The sequence below is a fragment of the Enterobacter sp. UPMP701 genome (genome assembly GCF_053709515.1).
The window spans coordinates 136443-160785 of the sequence record NZ_JBSKJN010000003.1 but is presented as its reverse complement, the minus strand read 5'-3'; the positions used below and the strand labels follow the sequence as shown (position 1 = coordinate 160785).

At 52.5% G+C, this 24343-nt stretch carries 26 protein-coding genes and 1 riboswitch; of the genes, 13 read left to right on the top strand and 13 right to left on the bottom strand.

The window, feature by feature from the left end; genetic code table 11:
* Positions 1–75: 75 nt before the first annotated feature.
* The 3 genes from gpM to ACWKXT_RS09410 are packed head-to-tail and all read right to left on the bottom strand — an operon-like array spanning position 76 to position 2666.
* Complete coding sequence (gene gpM / locus ACWKXT_RS09420) at positions 76–774, bottom strand: phage terminase small subunit (protein WP_454532285.1); 699 nt, start codon at positions 772–774, stop codon at positions 76–78.
* A 10-nt stretch (positions 775–784) separates the two neighbouring features.
* A complete protein-coding gene (locus tag ACWKXT_RS09415; protein ID WP_241297870.1) occupies positions 785–1813 on the bottom strand; it encodes a phage major capsid protein, P2 family in 1029 nt (342 codons plus the stop codon).
* Positions 1814–1847: 34 nt separating this feature from the next.
* The gene (locus ACWKXT_RS09410) at positions 1848–2666 is read right to left on the bottom strand and encodes a GPO family capsid scaffolding protein (RefSeq protein ID WP_454532485.1); all 819 of its coding nucleotides are present in this window, start codon (positions 2664–2666) and stop codon (positions 1848–1850) included.
* 185 nt (positions 2667–2851) lie between these two features.
* Between ACWKXT_RS09410 and ACWKXT_RS09405 the strand changes: the two genes are divergently transcribed.
* From ACWKXT_RS09405 to ACWKXT_RS09395, 3 genes are read left to right on the top strand one after another with little or no spacing between them, the layout of a single operon-like run.
* Positions 2852–4636 (top strand): terminase large subunit domain-containing protein, encoded by a 1785-nt coding sequence (locus ACWKXT_RS09405; RefSeq protein WP_454532284.1) that lies wholly within the window; start codon positions 2852–2854, stop codon positions 4634–4636.
* On the top strand, positions 4633–5652 hold the full coding sequence (locus ACWKXT_RS09400; RefSeq protein ID WP_454532283.1) for a phage portal protein: 1020 nt from the start codon (positions 4633–4635) through the stop codon (positions 5650–5652). Before ACWKXT_RS09405 ends, ACWKXT_RS09400 begins: the two co-directional genes overlap by 4 nt.
* On the top strand, positions 5652–5975 hold the full coding sequence (locus tag ACWKXT_RS09395) for an ogr/Delta-like zinc finger family protein (protein WP_454532282.1): 324 nt from the start codon (positions 5652–5654) through the stop codon (positions 5973–5975). Before ACWKXT_RS09400 ends, ACWKXT_RS09395 begins: the two co-directional genes overlap by 1 nt.
* Positions 5976–5990: 15 nt before the next feature.
* Here the strand turns inward: ACWKXT_RS09395 and ACWKXT_RS09390 are convergent, their stop codons facing one another.
* Genes ACWKXT_RS09390 through ACWKXT_RS09365 form a run of 6 tightly spaced genes read right to left on the bottom strand, consistent with a single transcriptional unit; the run spans position 5991 to position 10413 of the window.
* The gene (locus ACWKXT_RS09390) at positions 5991–6308 is read right to left on the bottom strand and encodes a ClpX C4-type zinc finger protein (RefSeq protein WP_454532281.1); all 318 of its coding nucleotides are present in this window, start codon (positions 6306–6308) and stop codon (positions 5991–5993) included.
* 2 nt (positions 6309–6310) lie between these two features.
* Positions 6311–8968 carry a toprim domain-containing protein gene (locus tag ACWKXT_RS09385; RefSeq protein WP_454532280.1) on the bottom strand — a complete coding sequence of 886 codons (2658 nt, stop codon included), beginning with the start codon at positions 8966–8968 and terminating at the stop codon, positions 6311–6313.
* 37 nt (positions 8969–9005) lie between these two features.
* Entirely contained in the window at positions 9006–9224 is a 219-nt protein-coding gene (locus tag ACWKXT_RS09380) for a ParE family toxin-like protein (protein WP_454532279.1), read from the bottom strand.
* Between the two features lie 2 nt (positions 9225–9226).
* Positions 9227–9796, bottom strand: coding sequence for a 3'-5' exonuclease (locus ACWKXT_RS09375; RefSeq protein WP_454532278.1), 570 nt, complete (start codon positions 9794–9796; stop codon positions 9227–9229).
* Between the two features lie 9 nt (positions 9797–9805).
* Complete coding sequence (locus ACWKXT_RS09370; RefSeq protein WP_454532277.1) at positions 9806–10141, bottom strand: hypothetical protein; 336 nt, start codon at positions 10139–10141, stop codon at positions 9806–9808.
* Complete coding sequence (locus tag ACWKXT_RS09365; RefSeq protein WP_454532276.1) at positions 10138–10413, bottom strand: regulatory phage cox family protein; 276 nt, start codon at positions 10411–10413, stop codon at positions 10138–10140. Before ACWKXT_RS09365 ends, ACWKXT_RS09370 begins: the two co-directional genes overlap by 4 nt.
* Positions 10414–10530: 117 nt before the next feature.
* Here ACWKXT_RS09365 and ACWKXT_RS09360 point away from each other — a divergent pair, with 117 nt between their 5' ends.
* The 5 genes from ACWKXT_RS09360 to yegS all read left to right on the top strand — a co-directional run bounded on the left by ACWKXT_RS09360 (position 10531) and on the right by yegS (position 14966).
* Positions 10531–10830, top strand: coding sequence for a helix-turn-helix domain-containing protein (locus ACWKXT_RS09360; protein WP_454532275.1), 300 nt, complete (start codon positions 10531–10533; stop codon positions 10828–10830).
* A gap of 115 nt (positions 10831–10945) precedes the next feature.
* Positions 10946–11959: a phage integrase gene (locus ACWKXT_RS09355; RefSeq protein ID WP_454532274.1), complete on the top strand. Its 1014-nt coding sequence runs from the start codon at positions 10946–10948 to the stop codon at positions 11957–11959.
* Between the two features lie 353 nt (positions 11960–12312).
* Entirely contained in the window at positions 12313–13278 is a 966-nt protein-coding gene (locus tag ACWKXT_RS09350) for a hypothetical protein (protein ID WP_454528545.1), read from the top strand.
* A gap of 7 nt (positions 13279–13285) precedes the next feature.
* Complete coding sequence (locus tag ACWKXT_RS09345) at positions 13286–13870, top strand: hypothetical protein (protein WP_454532273.1); 585 nt, start codon at positions 13286–13288, stop codon at positions 13868–13870.
* A 196-nt stretch (positions 13871–14066) separates the two neighbouring features.
* Positions 14067–14966 (top strand): lipid kinase YegS, encoded by a 900-nt coding sequence (yegS, locus tag ACWKXT_RS09340; protein ID WP_454532272.1) that lies wholly within the window; start codon positions 14067–14069, stop codon positions 14964–14966.
* Between the two features lie 68 nt (positions 14967–15034).
* Here yegS and fbaB read toward each other — a convergent pair whose 3' ends face one another.
* Positions 15035–16087 carry a class I fructose-bisphosphate aldolase gene (gene fbaB, locus ACWKXT_RS09335; protein ID WP_454532271.1) on the bottom strand — a complete coding sequence of 351 codons (1053 nt, stop codon included), beginning with the start codon at positions 16085–16087 and terminating at the stop codon, positions 15035–15037.
* 250 nt (positions 16088–16337) lie between these two features.
* On the opposite strand from fbaB, the gene ACWKXT_RS09330 reads away from it, so the two are divergent.
* The 3 genes from ACWKXT_RS09330 to ACWKXT_RS09320 are packed head-to-tail and all read left to right on the top strand — an operon-like array spanning position 16338 to position 19566.
* Complete coding sequence (locus ACWKXT_RS09330; RefSeq protein WP_454532270.1) at positions 16338–17615, top strand: nucleoside permease; 1278 nt, start codon at positions 16338–16340, stop codon at positions 17613–17615.
* Positions 17612–18616, top strand: coding sequence for an ADP-ribosylglycohydrolase family protein (locus ACWKXT_RS09325; RefSeq protein ID WP_454532269.1), 1005 nt, complete (start codon positions 17612–17614; stop codon positions 18614–18616). The genes ACWKXT_RS09330 and ACWKXT_RS09325 overlap by 4 nt, the downstream gene beginning before the upstream one ends.
* Positions 18613–19566, top strand: a complete 954-nt coding sequence (locus ACWKXT_RS09320) for a PfkB family carbohydrate kinase (RefSeq protein WP_454532268.1) — start codon at positions 18613–18615, stop codon at positions 19564–19566. The genes ACWKXT_RS09325 and ACWKXT_RS09320 overlap by 4 nt, the downstream gene beginning before the upstream one ends.
* On the opposite strand, the gene ACWKXT_RS09315 is transcribed toward ACWKXT_RS09320, so the two are convergent.
* From ACWKXT_RS09315 to thiM, 3 genes are read right to left on the bottom strand one after another with little or no spacing between them, the layout of a single operon-like run.
* The gene (locus ACWKXT_RS09315) at positions 19540–20286 is read right to left on the bottom strand and encodes a GntR family transcriptional regulator (RefSeq protein WP_454532267.1); all 747 of its coding nucleotides are present in this window, start codon (positions 20284–20286) and stop codon (positions 19540–19542) included. The two genes, ACWKXT_RS09320 and ACWKXT_RS09315, sit on opposite strands and share 27 nt — an antisense overlap.
* A gap of 42 nt (positions 20287–20328) precedes the next feature.
* Entirely contained in the window at positions 20329–21129 is an 801-nt protein-coding gene (thiD, locus tag ACWKXT_RS09310; protein WP_454532266.1) for a bifunctional hydroxymethylpyrimidine kinase/phosphomethylpyrimidine kinase, read from the bottom strand.
* The gene (gene thiM, locus ACWKXT_RS09305; RefSeq protein WP_454532265.1) at positions 21126–21896 is read right to left on the bottom strand and encodes a hydroxyethylthiazole kinase; all 771 of its coding nucleotides are present in this window, start codon (positions 21894–21896) and stop codon (positions 21126–21128) included. The genes thiD and thiM overlap by 4 nt, the downstream gene beginning before the upstream one ends.
* Positions 21897–21931: 35 nt before the next feature.
* Positions 21932–22029: riboswitch (TPP riboswitch) on the bottom strand.
* A 643-nt stretch (positions 22030–22672) separates the two neighbouring features.
* Here thiM and ACWKXT_RS09300 point away from each other — a divergent pair.
* Both ACWKXT_RS09300 and ACWKXT_RS09295 read left to right on the top strand, forming a co-directional pair.
* Complete coding sequence (locus ACWKXT_RS09300) at positions 22673–23701, top strand: YadA-like family protein (RefSeq protein ID WP_454532264.1); 1029 nt, start codon at positions 22673–22675, stop codon at positions 23699–23701.
* A 159-nt stretch (positions 23702–23860) separates the two neighbouring features.
* Complete coding sequence (locus tag ACWKXT_RS09295) at positions 23861–24331, top strand: hypothetical protein (protein ID WP_454532263.1); 471 nt, start codon at positions 23861–23863, stop codon at positions 24329–24331.
* The last annotated feature ends 12 nt before the right edge of the window (positions 24332–24343 follow it).

The window sequence follows — 24343 nt, the reverse complement described above, 5'->3', positions numbered from 1 at the left end:
CGGGCTGGCCGGTTTCCACGGGCGATACGCTTATGCGATCCCCTCCACCGCGCCCGCTTTCGGGTCGGTAGCCTTTTATTTATCCAGTACCCGCAGACGCGCAGCGATACGCTGCAACATCGTGCCGACACCACATTTAGGGTCGAATCCCTTCGCCTGCTCCAGCAGTTCCTTAGCCCGGAGCAATACGTCCCTGTCTTCCGTTGCTGCTGCGCGTGGTTCTCCGTTCTCATCACGCAACAGGTGCAGACCGGCAAACTTCAGGTACTTGGCCTTGATGACCTCATACACATTCCAGTGCTGCATCACGTTCTCCAGCGTACGGCCGAAATACGGCTCCACATCATGTCCCTCAACGGCTTCCGCTTCCGCCCAGGACAACACCGTATCCGCCACGAACACCGGGAACGTACTGCCGAACGCGGCCGGGGTTTCCTGCCCCAGTGCTACGGCTACGTCCGCCCAGTCCAGAGCCTGGTCAAACTGGCCGGTGTCAAACAGCCAGACAACACACCAGGCAAAAACGGGGTTCTGATTCGTACTGTCACCGTCAAGCCACTCCTGCGCCGTTGGCATCCAGCGCGGCAGCAGTACATCCCGCTTGAACGCCATACGTTCGGCGCGGCTCTCAATGGCCGCCGCTGCGGCCACATCTTTTTCGAGCGCCACGAGCTGAACATGCAGGCTGGTTTCCGTGTCCAGCGCCTGCTGCTGTCGCAGTAACCGCTCTGCTTCAATTCGGGCGCTGTGGCGCTGTGCCGGTGACAGTTGCATTCAGATCCCCTTATTCCCCTGCCGGTGGCACTACTGGTGCCCCGATAGTTACCGCACTTTCATCAAACGCGGCGTACAGTTCCGGATACTCAACCGCATAACCTTCGTTACGCAGGTATTTGTTTTCGTACTGTTTACGGTCTTCCACGAACTCAGCCTTACGCTGGCGCGTGCCGCGCTGGGTGTAGATGTGCAGGTTCGGCAGCGTGGTGACAATCATACGTTTGCCCGGCATAAACGGCGGGACGTATGCCGTGCGGCCGGCGATACTGTCAGACAGCAGCTGTGCGGCGATCTTCTCGGTCGGCTTATCCGCTTTCTGGTACAGACGGAAAGATTCAGCCGCCACAAGGTCAGCACCGACCAGCACAACCAGACGCGGGTCATTGCGGTACTGCGCCGGGATTTTGGCGTTGATAAGGTCGGACGCCATCGCATCGAGTGACACATAATCACCCTTGCCGTCGCCATCGAGAACAACCGGATCGGTGATAATCTGCTGGCCATCCTTCCACTCTTTAACGATCTGGTGCCAGCCCTTGTTCACATCTTCGCCGTTCGGGTTCTTCTCGGCGTCTGTGGTTTCCGCAATGGACTTACCGTTAAAGCCGATACGCAGCATATCCAGCGCAAAGGACTGGTTGGTAAATTCCTGCACGCGCTGGAAGAACTCACCTTCATCGCCGGCATTCGCCCAGACAGAAAGCAGTTGCCAGGTCAGCGCTGCACAGGAATCGGTTTCAACCAGCTTGTAGTCATTACCGCTCACGCCCACTTTCTTACGGAAGCGACCATCCAGCACACGACCGGTATACAGGCCAGAACTGCCAACCGGCACCACCTGCCCCTGTAACTGGTCAACATCAGCGACCGTCAGGAAATTCAGAAAGTCAGACTGTTCCAGCAGCGCATTGCGCAACTGGGTCTCTTTCGGGTCGGTCAGTGCAAACCAGCGGTCATCCTCATTAGCACCGTAGGATTCACGCAGTCCACTGTGGTACTGACGCAGAAACTGACGGGCTTTTGCATTCAATTGCATATTCATTTTCCTTAAAGAAAATCAGCATCATCCCTTACAGGAAGTTGAAGCCTTTTTTGCCCTTACTGAACTGCTTAGCCGGCAGTCGGGTGACTTTTTCATTCAGCTTGCTGAAGCCCTTAACCAACTCCGGCAGGTTGCCAACCAGACGCGCGAAATCTTCGGTATCAACCACTTCTTTCACGGTATCAACATCGTCCTGTACATCGGACATAGCGGACTCAATGGCGCTAACGCGATCTTCTAGCGCGGCCAGCGCATCCGCCAGCGCCTGCAAGGCATCAGACGGAACCGGATCCGGGTCATGAGTCTGCTCCGGTTCTTCGATACTGAAAAAATGACGCCAGCCTTTTTTTGCTGTTTTAGACATTCCCTTTTCCTTTTTAAATTCCCTGACTTCATCAAACGCCAGCGGCTTATATGGCCCGATGCGTTTACCTTTCGTGCGGCTGAAACGTAGCCGTGTGGTGCTTACTCCGGCAGGACTGTCAGTAATGGCCAGCCCCTCAAGATAGGTTTTTCCGGTATTTCTGAAATTGCCATCCGGTGTAAACTCCGGTGATAAAAATAAAAGCTGTCCTTCTGCATTTGCCTGTAGCAATGAAATTGCCGGACAGAGACGGGCATATAAACGAAGAATACCTTCATCATCCCGCTCGGCTTTTACTTCCAGCACTTCCCCCATATTCCCGAAATTACGGGAGTGTTCCGGCCATAACAGCGCGGTATACAAAGAGGGGTCATATAATTCAGCGGCATCAAGTAACCATTGTTCTTCAATGGTACGTTTATCCACCGTTTCACCCGCAGTGGCGATACAAATCCAGTTTGTTGCCAGTTGTGAACCTGACATATTGCCTCCGTTCATTCTGCGAGTTTCAGTATCACCAATAAAATGCATCTCCGCATTTCAATTATTTTGAAAAAATTCGGTTATCGATTCTTTACCGCATTAATAAGATTTAATTTTCAAAAATTACGTCCAGATTGCTGAATAATTCGCTTATTAAACAAAACAGGCAAAAGGCAAGGAAGCCAATGGCGAAATACAGTGAAGAACTAAAAGGGGTGGCAAGGGCGCTATATCTGAAACGCTATACCCCACAGGAAATAGCCAGCGAACTTAATCTACCCAATCGACGTATCGTTTATTACTGGGCGGAGAAATATGCCTGGGCGGAACTGCTCAGCCATGAATCTACGGAAGACGCGCTCAATCGCCGCGTGCAGTCGCTGACGCTACGTGAGGGCAAATCGGAGCTGGAGCTGCGCGAGCTGGACAGTCTTGTCGCGCATCTGGTGAAACTGCGTGCGCAGCATAACAAGCATCAGGAAAAGCTGGCCGAAATTAAGCACAGCGGAAGTGACACAGCTGCACCGCGCCAGTCAGGTGACGGGGACAAATCGCGTAAACGCGGCAAATATAAAAAGAATGATATCAGCCATCTCACCCAGGAAGACTTTGACCGGTTCGCGCTGGAGCATCTTTTCGGCTACCAGAAACATCTGCGTGCCAATCTTCACCAGCAGGTCAGAAATATACTCAAAAGCCGCCAGATTGGCGCAACCTGGTATTTTTCGATTGAGGCTTTTGAAAGCGCGGTCATGACCGGCGATCCGCAAATCTTTCTTTCAGCATCGAAAGCCCAGGCGGAAGTTTTCCGCAGCTATATTGTCAACATTGCAGAGCAGCATTTCGGGGTGGAACTCACCGGCAACCCCATCCGCCTGTCGAATGGTGCAGAGCTGCGCTTTCTGTCCACCAACAAAAATACCGCACAGTCCTACAACGGCCATCTGTACTGCGATGAATATTTCTGGGTACCGAACTTCGCCAGGCTGAACGAAGTGGCCAGTGCGATGGCCACAATAGATAAATGGCGAACCACCTACTTTTCCACGCCCAGCAGCAAGACCCATCAGGCGTACCCGTTCTGGACGGGGGAGGAATGGAAACGCGGCGACAAAAAACGCGCACGAGCAGTATTCCCGGCAGATAAAGAGCTGCGGGACGGAGGGCGACTCTGTCCGGATGGACAATGGCGCTACATCATCACGATGGAAGATGCGATCGCCGGTGGTTACAACCTGGCCAGCATCGAGAAGCTACGCAACCGCTACAACCGCGATACGTTCAACATGCTTTACATGTGCGTATTTGTGGACAGTAAGGACAGCGTGTTTTCGTTCTCCCATGTGGAGCGTTGTTGTGTCGATCCTGCCACCTGGGAAGACCATGACGAAAATCTGCCCCGGCCATTCGGCAACCGTGAGGTGTGGGCGGGATATGACCCGGCGCGCAGCGGTGACACGTCAACCTTTGTGATTATCGCGCCCCCTGTTCTGGCGGTCGAAAATTTCCGCGTATTACGGGTCTTTCACTGGCAGGGAATGAACTGGAAATGGCAGGCGGCACAGATTAAGAAGCTTTTTGGCCAGTACAACATGACCTACATCGGCATTGATATTACCGGGCTGGGAAGCGGGGTCTTTGAAGACGTTCAGCACTTTGCCATGCGCCAGGCTGTCGCGATCCGCTACGGCGTTGAGACCAAAAATCGCCTTGTGATGAAGATGATTGACGTTATCGAAGATGGCCGCGTGGAGTGGGATAAGGAGAAGACCGAAATCGCCGCCAGCTTTATGACCATCCGCCGCACGGCCACGGCCAGCGGCAACGCCATGACATTTGTCGCCGATCGTACCGCTGAAACCGGCCACGCAGACAGTTTCTGGGCTATCGCCCACGCCATTGATAACGAACCTTTAAATTATGAAAACCAGCGCAAATCCCGCTGGGGCAACTTAGGGAAAGCAGCATGAAAAAACGTAAATTCAGGGAACGCCGCAGCGCCCCAAAACCGCGTCATATGAGCCTTATCAGCCTGGGTAAACCTGAACCCATCCTGACCACCGGCACAAACTATACCGATGTCTGGTATGACAACGAGGCAGAGCACTGGACGCTGCCGATTGACCGGCTGGCGCTGGCGCAGCTGGTTAACCTGAATGCACAGCACGGTGGTGTGCTGTATGCCCGACGCAATATGGTAACGGCTAACTACGAAAATGGTGGACTGACGCATGAACAGCTCGGCGCTGCGGTATTTGACTGGCTGACGTTCGGTGATGTGGCCATCCTGAAAGTGCGTAACGGTTGGGGGGATGTAGTGGCGCTGTACCCGCTACCGGCTCTGTACACCCGCCAGCGTAAAACGGGAGAATTCGTCGTGCTGCAACAGGCGGAACCGATGATTTATCCGCCTGAAGATATCATCTTCCTGAAGCAGTACGACCCGCAGCAGGCGGTCTATGGCCTGCCGGACTACATCAGCGGCATTCACTCCGCCCTGCTGAACGGTGAGGCGACAATCTTCCGCCGTCGCTACTACCACAACGGTGCGCACACCGGGGGTATCATCTATTCCAATGACCCGAACATGACCGACGAAGTGGAAGAAGAGATTATCAGCAAGCTGGAACAGTCGAAGGGAATCGGGAACTTCAGCACTATGTTCGTGAACATCCCCAAAGGCGATCCGGATGGCATCAAATTTATCCCGATTGGCGATATCAGCGCCAAAGATGAGTTTCAGAACATCAAGAGCATCAGCGCCCAGGACGTTCTGACCGCGCATCGCTTCCCGGCCGGGCTGGCGGGGATTATCCCGACGAACGGCGCTGTGATGGGAGATATTGAGAAAGCGGCTAAGACCTACCGTAAGGCTGAAATTTTACCAATTCAACGCATGTTTGCGGCAGCGATTGCTGGCCAGAGCGATATTCCACAGCATTTGTACCTGAATTTCCTGAAAGACAGCGAGCTGGAAGGTGATTAATGCCCTCAAAAAGGCTAAAATATAGGCGTTTTCAGGTTGATGGAGCGCGGAATATGCGGGTACTAAAAGTTAAATGTCCGGAGTGCGGAGCAAAGGCGATCATCAAAAAGACGAATCCCAAGCACCCGCATATTTCAGATATTTACTGCGCCTGTTCAGACGTGGAGTGTGGACATACCTTCGTGCTTAACCTGACGTTCTCACACACGTTAAGCCCCAGCGCCAAAACCGGGGATTTGATGGTGCAGACGATCCTCAATTCTTTCTCGCCTGAACAGAAGCAAATGACGCTGGATCTGCTCAAGGCTGGTCTTGCAGCCTGATAAAACAGCGGGGATTCATTCCCCGCCAGGCCTTTTTTTATCAAGCGTTTCACGGCAAATATCCACGCATTCAGAGCAGATATGAGTATTCCGCAATCCTCCAACAAGTAACATCCCTTTTTCGCTACTATCTCTGTTGCAAAAATCACAATAAAATAAACCTGTTAACTCGTATTTTTTGTTGCTGGTAGCCATCAAATACATTGCGCGGGCTGCATTGGCGCAGTTAACCAGCTCAAGAGGGGTAATGCGCTGATTAATCATCAGCGTTTGCAATCTGGCTGTTACCCCCAGCAGTTTTAACGACCTTTGCTCATAATTTTGGTCTGACATAGTTATTTCTCTCTGCGGAAAATCCAACACCGGAAGGTTTCCGGCATTCTTTGCACTTCACCTTTGCCACGGTTGTGGCGTTCACTTACCGCGCTGCGCGTGGTTTTGGTGTCGATAAAACGGCGTTCATTGCCGTTTTTAAGCAGCTTTTTGATTTCGGTTAGCGTGAACGGAATACGCTGACGGTGAGCGGCGGCGACTTCTTCCAGATGATTGAAGTTGACGGCAATCTCCCCTTCATCTGTGGAATGGTTAATACCATGCGGTGCCAGCTCGTCGAGGTAATCAAACAGCTCCCAGAACTCCTGTACCAGCGGGTGATCCTTTTTAAGTGCCTGACAGCGTTCCACGGCCAGTGCCGTGATGGCCTCGCGGGTCTTCTCAATACGTTCCACCGGAACCGGCACAACCAGCGCCAGCGCTTCGAGCAAACCGACCAGCTGAGCGTGATTTTTGGCGATACGGATATGGCGGATATTGGTGTTGGACTCCAGCTCGCTACGGGCGCGTTCGTAGCCCTGGCCAAACACCTTCATAATTTCTTTTTCGCGCATAGTGGCCAGCAGGGTGAAACCAGATACCTGGCTGACAGGAACCTGCTCAAGGCGCTCGGCAGCATAGCGGGTCTGAATGGACTGGCCGCGTTTGTCGGTATAGATGTGGATGATACGCTCCAGAAACGCCTTGCTGCCGTCGGTGTCGGCATTCTGCGCTATCACTATGCTGCCCCTGAATGGCGGCTCGTAGGTCTCGTTATTGTTCGATTTGATACCCACAGCGCGGGAGGCACGACCGTTATACAGCGATTTCAGCTCGTCCCAGTCGAAAGCGCGTTGTTTGGCGTTATCCGTGGTGCGGTCTCCCTCAATCAGTACGACCGGCAGATTGCCGACCTGAGCGAAGTTACGGCCGCGCGCGGCAGCGGTCGATTTGGACGGGTCAAACCCTTCATATTCTTCACGGCCAGCCAGCTTCCACAGAAATTCAATCAGCGTGGATTTACCTGTGCCGGGTTCACCCACGATTTCAAGGAACGGGAAAGACTTGTCACGCTCGCGGATTTGCTCAGCGAACAGCGACCCCAGCCAGAACGCCAGCGCCACATAGCCTTTTTCACCAAACGCCGTCCAGATATCGTCCACCCAGCCCGTGGTGAATTCGTTCAGCTTCGGATTCAGATCCAGCGCCGGCGTGAGGCTCAGGCTCTTGACGCTGGCGCTGTGGATTTCGAAATAATCCTCGTCGTTCATCTCATACAGCCGGCCATCGCAAACGGCCACGCGGTTAAACAGCCAGGCGGCATAATCTTTGTTATAACCGATAAAATTCTGCGTCTTAACTTCTTTGATTTCAGGCAGACGCATCTGGATGAACTTATCCAGCTGTTTGGTACTGCCGGTGTACACCGCCCCTTTGGCGATGTGCAGCAGACGCTTTTTGAACTCGGCGGAGCTAGTGAGCTGATTAGCCGTGAAGGTGTCTTTCACGGCTGGCCGGTTCGGCATGTTGACCTTCACGTAATACCAGGACTCGTCCGTAGGTTCAGAACGCTGGAAGTAAAGCGGCGTCAGCCAGCAGTTGGCGATTTCGGTCACGCCGCCTGACTCTTTAACCGCCCGTTCTTTGGCCTCCCACTCCATCACCACTTCGGTACCGGTATTGGTGATGCGCTCATAGGCTCGCATGTACCTGTCCAGATCCAGCTCAAACCAGTACATGCGGGAGTTATGCTCAAAGTAGAAAGAGTGCCACTCATTATGCTGATGCATGAGCAACGCTTTCTCTGTCGGGCTTTTCGCCAGCAGGATATCGCCATAGTAGCGATAATTTTTGATGTCCGATTTGCTGAACCGGCCACGTAACAGCAGGTCATTCCAGTCCAGGCTGGAGGATGATTTCACCGGCTGCGCCGCGCGAACCTTCCAGCCGGCTTCCTCGCTACGGGCAGCAAAGGCCAGCGTGTGTTTAGTGCCGGCTTTGTCACCATCAAACGCCCATATCAGGCGTGGGCGGGGTTTCTCGCCCAGTTCTTTAGCCAGGGTATCCAGCGCCGCCAGTGGGTAATTGTTGCTGCTCAGCGTAGCCACGGCGGGTAAACCCGCCTGACACAGGCTAAGCGCGTTGAAGATACCCTCTGTGATCCAGATTTCGTTTACTTCCAGCAGGTTCACGGACGGCGGAACCCACCAGTGGCCAACATAGCTTCCTCTGATGTTCGCTTTCTGCTTACCGAAGCGCTGCGGCTGGTCAATGATGCGCTCCCACGTCGCACCACACGCCAGCTTAAATTTGACTGTTGCCGAACCCATGTTGTCTTTGGCAAACGCGCCCTGGGTAAAGCAACCCTTGAGCGGTTCGGTGTCCAGCCCCCTCGCCTCACGCAGATACGCTTCAGCTGCGGCGTATGGGGTTTCAGGCGTTGCCTGATAGCGCTTTGACCAGTCCTCAAAGATTTCCGGATACTGCTCTTTAACAACAACCTGATGGCCGCAGTTGTTTTCGCGGCCACACTTCAGGATCCAGGGCTTTTCTATGCTGGTGAATAATTCGCGTTTATGGCATTTGGGGCAAACGCCCTGCTGCAAATATTTATCCCGTTCCTTAAATTCAAAATCCTGAACGAGCCGGCGCACAACGTCCTGCTGTATTGTGGCATTCATAATTAATCCAGATATAAAAAGGTGTTAAAGGCAAAAACTATATTCGGTATTGTTTGTTATATCGTTCATGCGTCATTAACTCCCAGTGCCGCCCCTTATCTTTACTCAGTAATCGCCAGCGATAAGAGACATGCACAGAAAAATAATGATGCGGTTTTATTACCTGATATACCTTTTTGCCACTGTAGTATTCTGACAGCACTGAAAATGCCTTGTTAATGACACTTTCACTTGCTTGAGAGGTCACTGTAATCATCGTTATTTCACACTGGCTATTTTAACGAGATACATCCAGACGTAAGAAACAATTTTGGCCTGATGAATGGCATCATATAAGGCGTGATGTTTAACACCTTCAAACTGGATAATGTTATGGACGTTCAGCCCAAGATTTTTTGACAACTCCACAATTGTTCTGACATCCCTGTCATTCCAGAAGAACCACAAGGGTTCAATAAACCCGCATTTTTCGGCCGCATTGCGGAGGATCACATTGTCGAACGCAGCTCCGTTGCCCCACACCTGCACTTTAGACGGGTCGGAGTGCTCCGTCACAAAAGCTTCGAGATTCGCTAATGACAGTGATAAATCCAGGCAATCTTCATTCAGAATTTCGCTGCGCGCCGCTGCGTCCTGACGCATCCACCAACGCACGGTACTAGCCCCCATGGTCAGGCCATGCTCTACGCAGCTGTCCAGGCTTACACGCTGATAAAACTGCTCACCCATTTCGCCAGTTTCCGGATTAAAAAAAACAGCACCGATAGAAGTAATCGCCGCAGTTGGTTTGTTATCCATAGTTTCAAGGTCAATCATTAAATGTTTCATATCGGTTCCTTAACGTTGAGAGGCAGCAACAGATTTAAGATGGGTGTTGTTATTCTTTAATGCAGATGTGGCCAGCGACATAAGCCCGGAAATATTATTTTCAGTTGGTATATTTCCGCCAAACACCATTAGTGTTATTTTGTGAAGTTCTTCAAAATCGTCACTGTCGTTATTGAAACGCGCAGTAGAGGTTATTCCCTCAAGACATTTCGCCAGCTGAATATTCAATTCCATTAACTGTAATCCGTCGCTGTGGACAGAGAACGTTTCTTTATCAATAGCCTTTGCCTGTGCATGATAATTTTGCAACAAGCTACGAATGAGAGTGGCGTATTTAGTTTTCATCGTGGCTCTCCCAAACCTAACCACATCAACCAACCATCACGAATTTCTTTAGGGCGGCTCTCATAGGCCAGCTTCATACCATTATTCCAGGCTGGAAGGTAAACCCAATACTCTCCAGCGCGACCAGATGTAGATTGCGGGTCGGTCATTTCAACAATCGGTAATTTCCCTTTTTCAATCATTCCCTTTACCGCTCGCTCTGATTTCCCAATGAGACGAGCAAATTCCTGATAGGGGACGGCATCGCTGGTTAGAACAATTTGCTTAGTCATTTCAAGCCCTCTCGCGGTTCTGAAATTGCCTCTAATGGCTTATAGTGTCCTCTGATGTTCAGTTTTAAACATCAAACAATCTATATCTAAACCAAATACTATTGAGATCTAAACACCATGTCAAATACGATAGGCGAAAAAATAGTACTAATTAGAAAGTCCGAATACCTAAGCCGACAGCAACTTGCTGATATATCAGGCATTCCTTACGGGACGCTGAGTTATTATGAAAGCGGACGTTCTACCCCTCCGACTGACGTTATGATGAAAATCCTCCAAACACCGCAGTTCACTAAATACACCCTGTGGTTTATGACTGACCAAATCTCCCCTGAATCCGGTCAAATTGCACCGGCTCTCGCACACTTTGGGCAAGATGCAACAACCTCTCAGTCCTCAGACCAAAAGACTGGCTAACGATTTACCGCGAATACATGCATTACAAATGCATGCTACTGGCGGATAAATTTTGTACCCGACATTACAAAGAGTTAGGAACAAGCAGAGAACGAACCCATCGGAGGGCTTTCTTATGACAGTTAAGAAACTCGATGATGGTCGGTATGAAGTGGATATCAGACCTGCCGGGCGCAACGGAAAGCGCATCCGCAGGAAGTTTGACAAAAAAAGCGAGGCTATCGCTTTCGAAAAACACACGCAGTACAACCACCACAACAAAGAATGGCTTTCGAAGCCGACAGACAAGCGGCGTCTGTCAGAGCTAACGGCTATCTGGTGGGAACTGAAAGGCAAGCATGAGGATCACGGAAAATCTAATCTTGGGAAAATTGAGATATTTACCCGGATAACTGACGACCCCTGTGCATTCCAGATAACAAAAGCACTTATCAGCCAGTACAGTGCGACGCGCAGAAGCCAGGGGATCAAGCCGTCAAGCATCAACCGCGATTTAACCTGCATCAGTGGGATGTTCACCGCATTGATTGAAGCTGAGTTGTTCTTCGGTGAGCATCCGATACGCGGCACAAAAAGGCTGAAAGAGCAGAAGCCGGAAACCGGCTATCTGACACAGGATGAAATTACCGTGTTGCTTTCGCAGCTGGACGGGGACAACAAGAAGATTGCGATTCTTTGTCTCAGTACCGGCGCAAGATGGGGTGAAGCCGCGCGGCTGAAAGCGGAGAACGTGATCCATAACCGCTGTACGTTCGTTAAAACCAAGACGAACAAACCACGCACTGTGCCAATTTCTGACGAGGTGGCAAATATGATCGCCAACAACAAGCGAGGCTTTCTTTTCCCGGATGCAAACTATCCAGCATTCAGGCGGTTGATGAAGGAACTGAAACCTGATTTGCCGGCAGGACAGGCAACCCATGCATTGCGTCACAGCTTCGCAACCCATTTCATGATTAACGGTGGGAGCATCATCACGCTGCAACGTATCCTGGGTCATTCCCGAATTGAGCAAACAATGGTCTACGCACACTTTGCCCCTGAATACTTGCAGGACGCGATCGCCCTCAATCCGTTACGTGGAGGAATCAAAGTTCAGAGTGTCCACACAGTGTCCACAGACGGGTAACTAAATATGGCTTTCAATGGTCTTGTGTGCCGCTCAAACCCGCATTGCACCGTTGAAAGCCCCTATTGTAAGGGTGCATAAACGCTCTTACGCGGGCTTATTTTTTTGTATAATTCAGTCCACTGAGTCAGAATGAAATTGCACCGCCCCACCAAATGAAGGGTGTTGATTCGCGACAGCATCTGCTGGAAGATCTTTTACGAAAATCGGGCGGGTATATGATATCCATCACAATTTTCATTGGTTCTGGCAGGATGGCGCGTTATTCGGATCATTCCTAATTCCCGTCCATAACATGCCCTTTACTCTTGATTTCTTAGCGTTATACGATTTCACACGGACGGAGAGACAACATGACTTTTCCTGGTCAGATTTCAAAGGATATTTCGGATTACGAACTCGCACGCAGTCTGGGTCTAGCCTCCGGCGGCGATATTAATTTCACCGCCCTTGCCAATCAGCTGGACTGTAGCCGTAACTTTAGCCAGGTTGGGATCATCTACTCAGACGGTGCGCGTCAGTGGTTAGTGAGACCCTCAAGACGGATTGCGACGCCAAACGAAAGCTCGGTAAGTCATGTCGTCATCACTAAAGTAAACGCTTCATCAAGTAATCCTCTCCAGGCAACGACGACGACGATTCAGTCACCATCATTAGCGACTGAAATAGGTTCTACGGCGATTTCTTGCGGAGCTGCCATTCTCACTGTCGTACTTGCTGCAGGCGCAGGTATGGCCATTCCTCTCACCGCAGGTTCTTCTGGCGCTGTTGCCGCTGTGATTGTCGCTGGCGGTGTAGCAACAGGAATTCAGTGTGCAAACGGGCTTGGCCGCTTGTCACTTATTGCCATGAATCATAATGACTATGTTGCGTGGATGGATTCTCAGGAGTGGTATACCGCAACCAATACTGCTCTTGATGCGATTTCACTTGCCGGGGCTGCCGCGGGTCTAAAAAGTGCAGTATTAACCTACCGTCTACTTAATCGCTCGACGTCCGAAAGTTTACTCTCGTTATTACAAAAAATGAGCCGAGCGGACCGCACGCGGTTAACTGAGGAAATCATTCGTATTCGAAATCCCGGGATCTCTAATTCAGGGGTTAAAGCAGCGATGAAAGCTGGCGTTTACCCTAAACGTTACCCCTCGGAAGCGCTGCAGCTGCTCTTACAGCGAGAGCTGTTGAATGCTATTTCAAACTCCTCAGCATTTGTTGGCAGTGCTATCTCGGGTACAATCCGGAATCCTCAGAATATTACACAATCTGGTAAATACGTTTTTGGTTTGATTCAGTCGTTTTCATTTACAGGAAGTTATTGACCCGGACATGATAAATTACATCAAAAAGAGCCTTGCATTAAGTGCTGTGATAACAGGTGAAATGGCGACAGACGATTGCCAACGGCTTGAATCATTGAAAGATCGCTTAAAAGGTCAGTTCGGTGTTCCTGTGGGTGTACATATGACAGGTATTCCCTTAGCAATAAGTACCTTACTCACTATTTTTTGCTACGCTATGCTACAAGTTTCTGTCTGGATGTTGCTATTTCGCCTGCTCGGCTTACCTGAATTTAAGGTAATGATGGGAGTATTCCTTGCAGCAGTGGTGTATTGCATGATTGTAATGAGCACGATGTTTTTAACGGCCAGAGGGTCCTTAACGGGATATAAACTGCATATTTTTGTCATTACACTAACCGGCTTGATGAGCATCGTTTACTTTATCTGGATGTGGATTTCGCTTTTATTCGGCTCTGTAGAGAATTACACACCGCAAATAACCTCATTATTAGGATTGGGATTTTTCGGCCTGAATATCGTGTGGATGAATACGTCAGTCTTTTATCGTTCAATTGCGCTAACGCTACATAATCGGGTGTGGCGGAAACAGTTGAAAATAGAGGCAAAGTAAATGGCAGGACTCAAAAGCTGACGTTAAGAATCTTTTGAGCGAAAACCGTTTAAAGAGTCAACAACACGGGGCACATCTTTCGTTGTAAAGGAGCCCCTTTTTACGCGGGATTATTTCTCCCTTTCATCCTGTTCTTACCCGCTTTTTTCCTCTCTGCTATACACTCTTACTAACGCTAAAAAAGGGAGCAGCGCGGATGGCAACCTATTCAGACAGTTTATTGATTCTCAATGGCAAAAGCGCAGGCAACGATCTGTTGCGTCAGGCAATTCAGGGTTTGCGTGAAGATGGCGCGCGCATTCACGTCAGGGTGACGTGGGAAAAAGGCGACGCGGCACGCTATATCAATGAAGGGTTAACGTTAGGTATCAGCACCATCATTTCCGGTGGCGGCGATGGCACTATCAATGAGATCGCCTCTGCGCTTATCGACCTGCCCCCGGCAGACCGGCCGGTGATGGGCATTTTACCGCTGGGCACCGCCAACGACTTTGCCACCAGCGCCGGGATCCCGGAAGATTTACAGAAAGCGCTCCAGCTGGCAATCCTCGGCAAAGCCACCGCCGTGGATATCGCCCAGGTGAATGACAAAACCTGCTTTATCAATATGGCGACGGGCGGGTTTGGCACGCGCATCACCAGCGAAACGCCGGAAAAACTGAAAGCGGCTCTGGGCGGCGTGTCGTACCTGATCCACGGTCTGATGCGCATGGATACCCTCAAGCCTGACCGCTGCGAAATTCGCGGCGAGGATTTTCAGTGGCAGGGTGACGCGCTGGTGATTGGGATTGGCAATGGCCGTCAGGCAGGCGGCGGGCAACAGCTCTGCCCGGAGGCGCTCATTAATGATGGCCAGCTACAGCTGCGTATTTTCACCGGCGACGGCCTGCTGCCCGCGCTGTTTACCACGCTGACGCAGCCGGAAGAGAGCCCGAATATTATTGACGGTAAATCGGCGTGGTTTGAGGTAAATGCTCCGCACGGGATGACGTTTAACCTCGACGGAGAGCCGCTGAGCGGGACGCAGTTCCGCATTGAGGTGTTGCCCGGCGCGCTGCAGTGCAGGCTGCCACCGGACTGTGTGCTTTTGCGCTGATGTTTCACACGGTGCGCGATGATGCCCTCACCCCAACCCTCTCCCACGGGGAGAGGGAGATGGAGACGTCAGGCAATTGTGACTTTACTGTCCAGATATACATCCTGAACCGCATTAATCAGCTTCACGCCGTCGGCCATCGATTTCTTGAACGCCTTACGGCCAAGGATCAGCCCCATGCCGCCCGCGCGTTTGTTGATAACCGCCGTACGCACCGCGTCTGACAGGTCGGTATCACCGCCCGCCGCACCGCCGGAGTTAATCAGCCCCGCACGGCCCATGTAGCAGTTCGCCAGCTGGTAGCGCACCAGGTCGATCGGGTTATCGCTGGTCAGCTTGCTGTAAACGCGGTCATCGGTGTAACCAAAGTTCACCGCCTTATAGCCGCCGTTATTCTCGGCCATTTTCTGCTTCACGATATCCGCACCAATGGTCGCCGCCAGATGGTTCGCCTGGCCGGTCAGGTCAGCGGAGACGTGGTAATCCACCCCGTCTTTTTTGAACGCTGAGTTACGCAGGTAGGCCCACAGCACGGTCACCATACCCAGCTCGTGCGCGCGCTCAAACGCCGCGGAGATCTCTTCAATCTGACGACGGGATTGTTCAGAGCCGAAGTAAATCGTCGCCCCGACGGCAACCGCCCCCATATTGAACGCCTGCTCGACGCTGGCGTAGAGGGTCTGGTCATACTCGGTAGGATAGCTGAGGGTTTCGTTGTGGTTCAGCTTCACGAGGAACGGAATGCGGTGGGCGTAGCGACGCGACACGGAGGCCAGCACGCCATAAGTGGACGCCACGCAGTTACAGCCCGCTTCAATCGCCAGCTCTACGATGTTCTTCGGATCAAAATAGAGCGGGTTCGCCGCAAAGGAGGCGCCCGCCGAATGCTCAACGCCCTGGTCTACCGGCAGAATCGAGAGATACCCGGTGCCGCCGAGCCGCCCGGTGTTAAAGAGCGTCTGCATGTTTCGCAGAACCGCAGGCGGACGGTTGTTATCCACCATCACGCGGTCAACATAGTCATGACCAGGCAGATACAGCTGGTCGGCTGGAATGGTCATACAACGATGCTGTAAAAGGCTGTCGGCGTCTTTGCCAAGCAACTGCGCAATATCAGTCATGTGATACTCCCGTAAGTCCGACGTCGTGTCGGTGTGTGTTTATCCAGTCCCATCTTTTATGGGCAGACTAAGCCTGGTACCGACTTAACAGATTTTCCACCATTTGCATTTTTTTTCAGCACAATCTGCTGGCTCGATTCGTGTACAACAAAACTGTTACATTGATCAAACAATCGCCACAAAGGTATTTAAAAGGTATTATTGAATGGTATGTTAAAGGCGTACCCTCTCTGACATGCAGGATTAAAAAATGAAAACGAAAGTCCAACTGTCATTCATGATGTTTGTTGAATGGTTTATCTGGGGCGCGTGGTTTGTGCCGCTGTGGCTTTGGCTGAGTAAAAGCGGGTTTACCGCCGGGGAAATTGGCTGGTCTTACGCCTGTACCGCGATTGCCGCGATCCTCTCCCCGATCCTGGTCGGCTCGCTGACGGACCGCTTCTTCGCTGCGCAGAAAGTGCTGTCAGTGCTGATGTTCGCCGGTGCCATTCTGATGTACTTCGCCGCCCGGCAAACCCAGTTCAGCACTTTCTTCCCGCTGCTGCTGGTCTATTCTCTGACCTATATGCCGACCATCGCGCTGACCAACAGTATTGCCTTCGCCAACGTGGACGACGTCGAGGCCGATTTCCCGCGCATTCGCGTGATGGGCACCATCGGCTGGATCGCCTCGGGCCTGGCATGCGGATTCCTGCCGCAGATGTTGGGCTACAGCGACATTTCTGATACCAATATTCCCCTGCTGATGACCGCCGCCAGCTCCGCCCTGCTTGGCGTCTTTGCCCTGTTCCTGCCGAACACGCCACCGAAAAGTACCGGCAAGCTGGATTTCAAAGTCATGCTGGGGCTGGATGCGCTGGTTCTTCTGCGCGACAAAAACTTCCTGGTGTTCTTCTTCTGCTCGTTCCTGTTCGCCATGCCGCTGGCCTTCTACTACATCTTCGCCAACGGCTATCTCACCGAAGTGGGGATGAAAAACGCCACCGGCTGGATGACGCTCGGCCAGTTCTCTGAAATCTTCTTTATGCTCGCTCTGCCGTTCTTTACTAAACGCTTTGGTATTAAGAAGGTCTTACTGCTGGGCCTGATTACCGCCGCCATCCGCTATGGCTTCTTCGTTTACGGCGGTGCGGAACAATACTTTACCTACGCCCTGCTGTTCCTTGGCATTCTGCTGCACGGCGTGAGCTACGACTTTTACTACGTCACCGCGTACATCTACGTGGATAAAAAAGCGCCGGTGCATATGCGCACCGCCGCGCAAGGCCTGATTACGCTGTGCTGTCAGGGGTTTGGTAGCCTGCTGGGTTACCGCCTGGGCGGCGTGATGATGGAAAAAATGTTCGCTTACAAAGAGCCGGTGAATGGGCTGACCTTCAACTGGGCCGGAATGTGGACATTTGGTGCAGTCATGATTGCCGTGATTGCCGTGCTGTTTATGCTGTTTTTCCGCGAATCGGATAAAGAGATCACCGCAATTGAGGTGGTTGATGGCGATACCGCGCTGACACAAGGGGAAGTTAAATGAAACAAGACCGTATTCTCGGGGCCCTTTACGGCCAGGCGTTAGGGGATGCGATGGGTATGCCGTCGGAGCTGTGGCCGAGAAAGCGCGTCAAGGCGCACTTCGGCTGGATCGACCGCTTCTTACCCGGCCCGGCAGAGAACAATGCGGCCTGCTATTTCAAACAGGCCGAGTTCACCGACGATACCTCAATGGCGCTGTGCCTGGCCGATGCGATCATCGAGTGCGACGGGGAGATTAACGCGGACGTTATCGGTAAGCATATCCTGAACTGGGCGCTCGATTTTGACGCGTTTAATAAGAACGTGCTCGGCCCAACGTCGAAAATCGCGCTTAATGCGATCCGCGACGGCAAGCCGGTCAGCGAGCTGGAAAATAACGGCGTGACCAACGGGGCGGCGATGCGCGCTTCCCCGCTTGGCTGCCTGCTTCCGGCCACGCGCCTGGAACACTTTGTTGAGCAGGTGGCGCTGGCCTCCAGTCCGACCCATAAATCGGATCTTGCCATTGCCGGCGCGGTGGTGATTGCCTGGGCGGTTTCCCGCGCCATCGACGGGGAACGCTGGCAGAACATCGTCGATGCCCTTCCGGGCATCGCCCGCTATGCGCAGGAGGAGAAAACCACCACCTTCAGCGCGTCGCTGGCAGCACGCATCGAGCTGGCGCTTAAGACCGTGCGGGAAGCCAACGGTATCGACTCCGCCAGCGAGCAGATTTATCAGCTCACTGGCGCAGGAACCAGCACTATCGAATCCGTTCCGGCGGCCATTGCAATGGTCGAGCTGGCGGGAACCGACCCGAACCGCTGCGCGATTTTATGCGCCAACCTGGGTGGCGATACCGATACCATTGGCGCGATGGCGACGGCCATCTGCGGCGCGCTTCATGGCGTACAGGCGATTGACCCGGCGCTGAAGGCCGAGCTCGACACCGTCAACCAGCTCGATTTTGGTCACTACTGCGAGAAACTGCTGCACTTCAGGGAGCAAAGGGAGGGCGTATGAACGCATTTGCCCAACGTCTCGACACCCTGCACGCCACGCGTCCGGTAACGGTGCTGGGCGCGGCGGTGATTGACGTCATCGCCGACGCCTACGCCCTGCCCTGGCGCGGGTGCGATATTGAGCTCAAACAGCAGGGCGTGAACATCGGCGGCTGCGCGCTGAACATTGCCATCGCCCTGAAACGGCTCGGCATTGCGGCGCAAAACGCCCTTCCCGTCGGTCACGGGGTGTGGGCGGAGATCATCCGCAACGCGATGGCGAAGCAGGATCTGCACAGCGCCGTGGAGGCCGAAACCGGCGACAACGGCTGGTGTCTGGCACTGGTGGAGCCTGACGGCGAGCGCACCTTTATGTCCTTTAGCGGCGTGGAAAACCAGTGGCAGCAGCGCTGGCTTGACGAGCTTCACGTTCCGCACAACAGCCTTGTCTATTTGTCCGGTTACCAGCTGGCCTCGCCGAGCGGCGAGCTGCTGACGGGCTGGCTTGAAGGGCTGCAACACGTAACGGCCTTTATTGATTTCGGCCCACGCATTGCCGATATTCCCGATGCGCTGATGGCGCGCATTATGGCCTGCAGGCCGATTGTGTCACTCAATCGTCAGGAAGCGGAACTTGCCGCTGAAAGACTGGGAATGGAGGTGGAAACCCTCGGCGCACAGTGGCAGCAGCGCTTCGGTGCCGCACTGATTGTGCGTCACGATAAAGACGGTGCTACGTGGTATGACGGTGACGTCTCGGGCGTTGTTCCCGCGTTTCCCGCCAAGGTCGTAGACACCATCGGCGCAGGCGACAGCCACGCGGGCGGAACGCTTGCCGGGCTGGCGGCGGGATGGTCGCTGGCAGATGCTGTACTGCTGGGTAATGCCGTGGCGTCCTGGGTGGTCAGCCACCGGGGCGGCGACTGCGCCCCGACTCGCGACGAATTACTCCTCGCACACAAAGACGTATAGATCGCTGCGACAGTAGCTGATGCTGTACTCAATCGGCCGGTGCTGCTGGTCAAGCGCAACCTGCTTGATCACCAGTACCGGTATTTTGTCATCCATTTTGATGTGCGCCTGAAATTCCTTGTCCGGCATGCGGGCGCTGACCCGTGAACGGGTGCGCTGGGGGAAGATATTCTGGCTGCGGAAATAGTCGTACAGCGAAATACCAATCGCATCCGGATCGGGAATGAGCCCGACCGGCACCCAGGACTCTTCAATAGACACCGCGTCGTCGTCAACGTAGCGAATGCGTTTAAGCAAGAAAACCTCGCTCTCCGGGGGAAGTGAAAGGTGATTGGCCACCTCATCCGGGCACTTCACCACCCGTTTGTTGACCCAAAGCGTATTGGGCTTTTGGCCGCGCAGCACTACCTGCTGTGAGAACCCGCGCGCCGCCTTGAGCGAATATTCAAAGATGTTGTTGATTTGCGTCCCGTAGCCCCGGGCCCGCGTCACCACGCCTTCAGACTCCAGCGCCTGCATCGCTTTCCGCACGGTAATGCGCGACACCCCGGTTAACTGGCTTAAATCGCGCTCGCCGGGAAGGATATTCCCGTGCTCCAGCACGCCGCTGCGAACCGCGTTTTTAACCGTTTCGGCAAATTTCAGGTACAGCGGCGTGTTGTCCGGCGCGGCGATCCGTTCATTCAGTTGGGCGATTAACCGGGTATGCGCTTGTTCCATCTCTGTTTTTCTCAGGCGTGGTGTTTCCTGCCAGTATAAGGCTTACCACCATTCATGAAAATGGTGAACCGGCCCAATACCGTGACCCACCTCCAGAGTATCGGCTTTGGCAAGTGCGGCCGAGAGCCAGATTTTCGCTTCGCGCACCGTATCGGCCCAGAAGTCATGCCGCGGGCGCAGCGCCGCCAGCGCGGAAGAGAGAGTGCACCCCGTGCCGTGGGTGTTTTTGGTCTGCACGCGCGGGGCCGTAAAACGCTGTTCGCCGTCACGGGTGAAAAGCCAGTCCGGACTTTCAGCATCATCCAGATGCCCGCCTTTCATCAGCACCGCACCGCAGCCCATCGCCAGCAGCGCTTTCCCCTGCTCCTTCATTTCACGTTCAGTTTTTGCGTGCGAGGTGCCTAACAGCGCGGCGGCTTCCGGCAGATTGGGCGTGATGAGCGCCACCTGCGGCAGCAGCTTATGACGCAGCGTCGCCACGGCCGAGGCGGAGAGCAGCGGATCGCCGCTTTTTGCCAGCATGACGGTATCCAGCACCACGTTTTGCACCTGATAGCGTTTAAGGCGCTCGGCCACCGCCTCCACAATGTCCGTCTCAGCCAGCATGCCGATCTTGGTGGTATCGATTCGGACGTCGCTGAACACCGAATCCAGCTGCGCGGCAACAAAATCCGGCTCGATACGGTAGACCGACTGCACCCCGTGCGTGTTTTGTGCCACCAGGGCGGTGATCACCGAGCAGCCATAGGCACCCAGCGCGGAGAAGGTTTTCAGATCGGCCTGGATGCCCGCGCCGCCGCTGGGGTCGGTACCGGCAATGGTCAGGGCGTTAATTCGCTTCATGCCTGTTCCTCCAGCGCGTAGAGCGCATCCAGAAACGCGCTGGCAAAACTGCCTGGTCCACGAGAGGCTGTCACGGCTACCGTTCCGGCACGTTTCATCCATCCGCAGGCCGCGGCAATGTTATCCAGCCGGTCGCCCGGCAGCGAGCAGCTCGCCGCCACAACGGCAGAAAGCGCACACCCGGTTCCTACCACGCGGGTCATTAACGGGTCTCCGCCCGTTACCGTTTGGGTCCGCTCTCCGTCAGTGATGTAGTCCACCTCGCCGGTGACGACCACAATGGCATGGGTCTGGCGGGCCAATACCTGAGCGGCTGGCAACGCGCTGGCGGCGTTGTCGGTCGTATCGACGCCGCGCCCGCCCGCACTCATACCGACAAGGGCCAGGATTTCGGAGGCATTACCGCGAATGGCGGCCGGTTTCAGAGCCAGGATTTGATGGCAAAAACGGGTGCGGAACGTCAGGGAACCCACCGCAACCGGGTCCAGCGTCCAGGGCTTCCCTGCCGCCACCGCGCTTTCTATTGCCCGACGCATCGCCTGTGCGCGCGGCGAGGTCAGCGTGCCGACGTTAATCAGCAGCGCATCGGCGATCGAAGCGAAATGTTCAGCCTCTTCTGCGTCAATCACCATCGCCGGGGATGCCCCCAGTGCCAGCAAAACGTTGGCCGTAAAGGTCTGTACGACGTCGTTGGTCATGCAGTGGGTCAGCGGAGAACGGGTTCGGAAGTGTTGTAAAACGTGTAAATCGAGCAGGTCAGGCTGCATGGGTTCGCTCCTGCCTTGCGTGAAGAAGCGATGACCGGGAAGGCATCTGACTTCCCTACGCTGGCATTATCCAGATCAGGTAATACGGGTATTTCTCAGCCTTCAACGAAGAAGGGCACCCCGAGTCATATGGTAAGTATTAGCTTACATTTTGCCAGATTAGGGCAAGTTTCATGCTGACGCAAGCGCCCTTTCGGGGATCGCTTCTTCATGCAGAACAGGTGCAAAAGATAAGGCTAGCAGCGATAATTACAGGACTATTATGCCACTCCTTTGAATCAACACCATTCTCTATAACATTTCCATTACGTCCAAAAAACACCGACTTTTTCAGCGTTTAAGAAATAGCTCTACTAACATAATTTTTTTCGTTTTCAGTTAGTCTATTTTATGCTTCATTAATCATTGAATATCATTTCGAATGAAATATAAAGTGAGTTCCAAACCGTTTAACCCCGTTAAACATTTAGCCTCTCAATCAAGGTGTTACCACGAAACAGGTATTAGGCTGCACACCTTATAAGTTAATGTAAACATTGAGATATTTTGCATCACCCCCGTAAAAAGTCACTTTGGCTATTCATGTCATTTATGATTTAGATCAATATCTAAATGCTCGCATTAATTGATAGTTACTGCACGTTACGAATTAAGTGATTTATTCAAAATTCTACGTAACCCCGTTATTTTAATCAGGCGTAACCAGACGTTACATCAACACGCCAGGATAGCTAGCCTTACCCATTTTTACTTTTTAAATGATGAGTGCTTTTAAAATGAAAGTTGCTAAAAATGCCGTTACTGCTTTTGTATCGGGTGTTATTTTGACTTGTTCTATGAATGTAACTAAAGCTGCTGATGTAAACGTCGACCTTAACGATAACGTAACCAACTCAGGTACTTTCATTCAGATTCAGGGAACTAATAATACCGCTTATAATCTGGATAATATGAAAGCTGAAAACGCAACACAAGACGGGCAAATCTATAACTTGCAGGGCGATCGTGACCGCATGCAAGACGAGATCAACGTAAGTAAAAATAATATCAGCACTAACACCTCTGATATTTCCTCTCTTCAAACGACTGTTTCTCAGGTAGATCAGGAAGCTAAATTAGCAGGCGCTCTTGCTGACACTGCTAATACAAAAGGTGATGTGGCGTTAAAAGGCGTGCTTACTAACGGAACTGCAATTACTCATATTGAAACAGTTAACGCTGTGCAAGATAGCCGCCTCTTAGCTCTTGAGAATGCACCAAAACCAACTAACGGCGTAGATGGAAAAGATGGCGCTAAAGGTGATAAAGGCGATACAGGCGCACAAGGCGTTGCTGGAATTAACGGACGTGACGGAGCGAATGGTAAAGATGGCCAAGATGGAAAAAATGGCGTGATGACCACCGTGACACGAACGCAGGTAGATACGGCAACGCAAGCTAAAGTCGCAACTAATAGCCAGGCTATTACTGCCGAGGCTGAGAAACTGCAGGCTACCAAACAGACATTACAGGCTCTGAATAACAACACTAACCAGCAATTTAGATCGCTACGTGAGGAAGTCGATAATAATAAGAAAGAAGCAAACGCAGGTATCAGTGGCGCGATGGCGATGGCCGGTTTACCTCAGGTGCAAACGAATCAGCGCGTGATGTTCTCGGCTGGCGGCGCGACTTACAACGGTGAAAGCGCTTTAGCAGTTGGGGCGTCGGTTAACTTTAACGAACATATGGTTGGTAAAGTGAGCTTCTCTGATGACACAGCAAATAACATGGGAGCTTCAGTCGGCGTAGGGATCGGCTTTTAATAAATAACCAGCATGACAAAATACATTCTTATCTCTGTAATATTGTACCTGATACTTATTATCGTTGGCGCATGGTTAGGTATTATGTATCAGGCTTATTATATTTGCGGCAATTAAACCTTCTTTTATCGAATATATGTCATCTAAGGTATCATCGTAATGATAAAGTCACTCTTAGCAGTATTAATAACTGGTGCTACCATCCTGCTTTCTGCGTGTACGTCACCTGCTCAGCGCATGGCCGAATGTGAGCGACAGGGTATCAGCAATGATACCTGCTACCTGGCCGAACAAAATCGCCAGAATGCTTACAATGAAGCTGCACAAAATGCAGCATGGGCGAACGCGCGTGATGCCGCTGCGGGCACGGGGATCTGGGCTAAAAAAGACGCGAAACAACATGCTCAGGCAGCTAAAACGGTTTACGCCTTTAAATGGGAAGGAATGAAGATCACGATTAAAGGTGAGATATTGGATGTCGATGGTGTATTGGGCGCGCTGGATGAAAACGAACCTCAGGCAAAAGTGTATTCCCAAGGGCTATACACCTTCATTTACTATCCCGCTAAAGGCAAATTAGCGGTGAGTAAAGAAGGAAAGTTTGTAGGCTACGCAACAAAGATTAAATAGAAAACAAAGGCG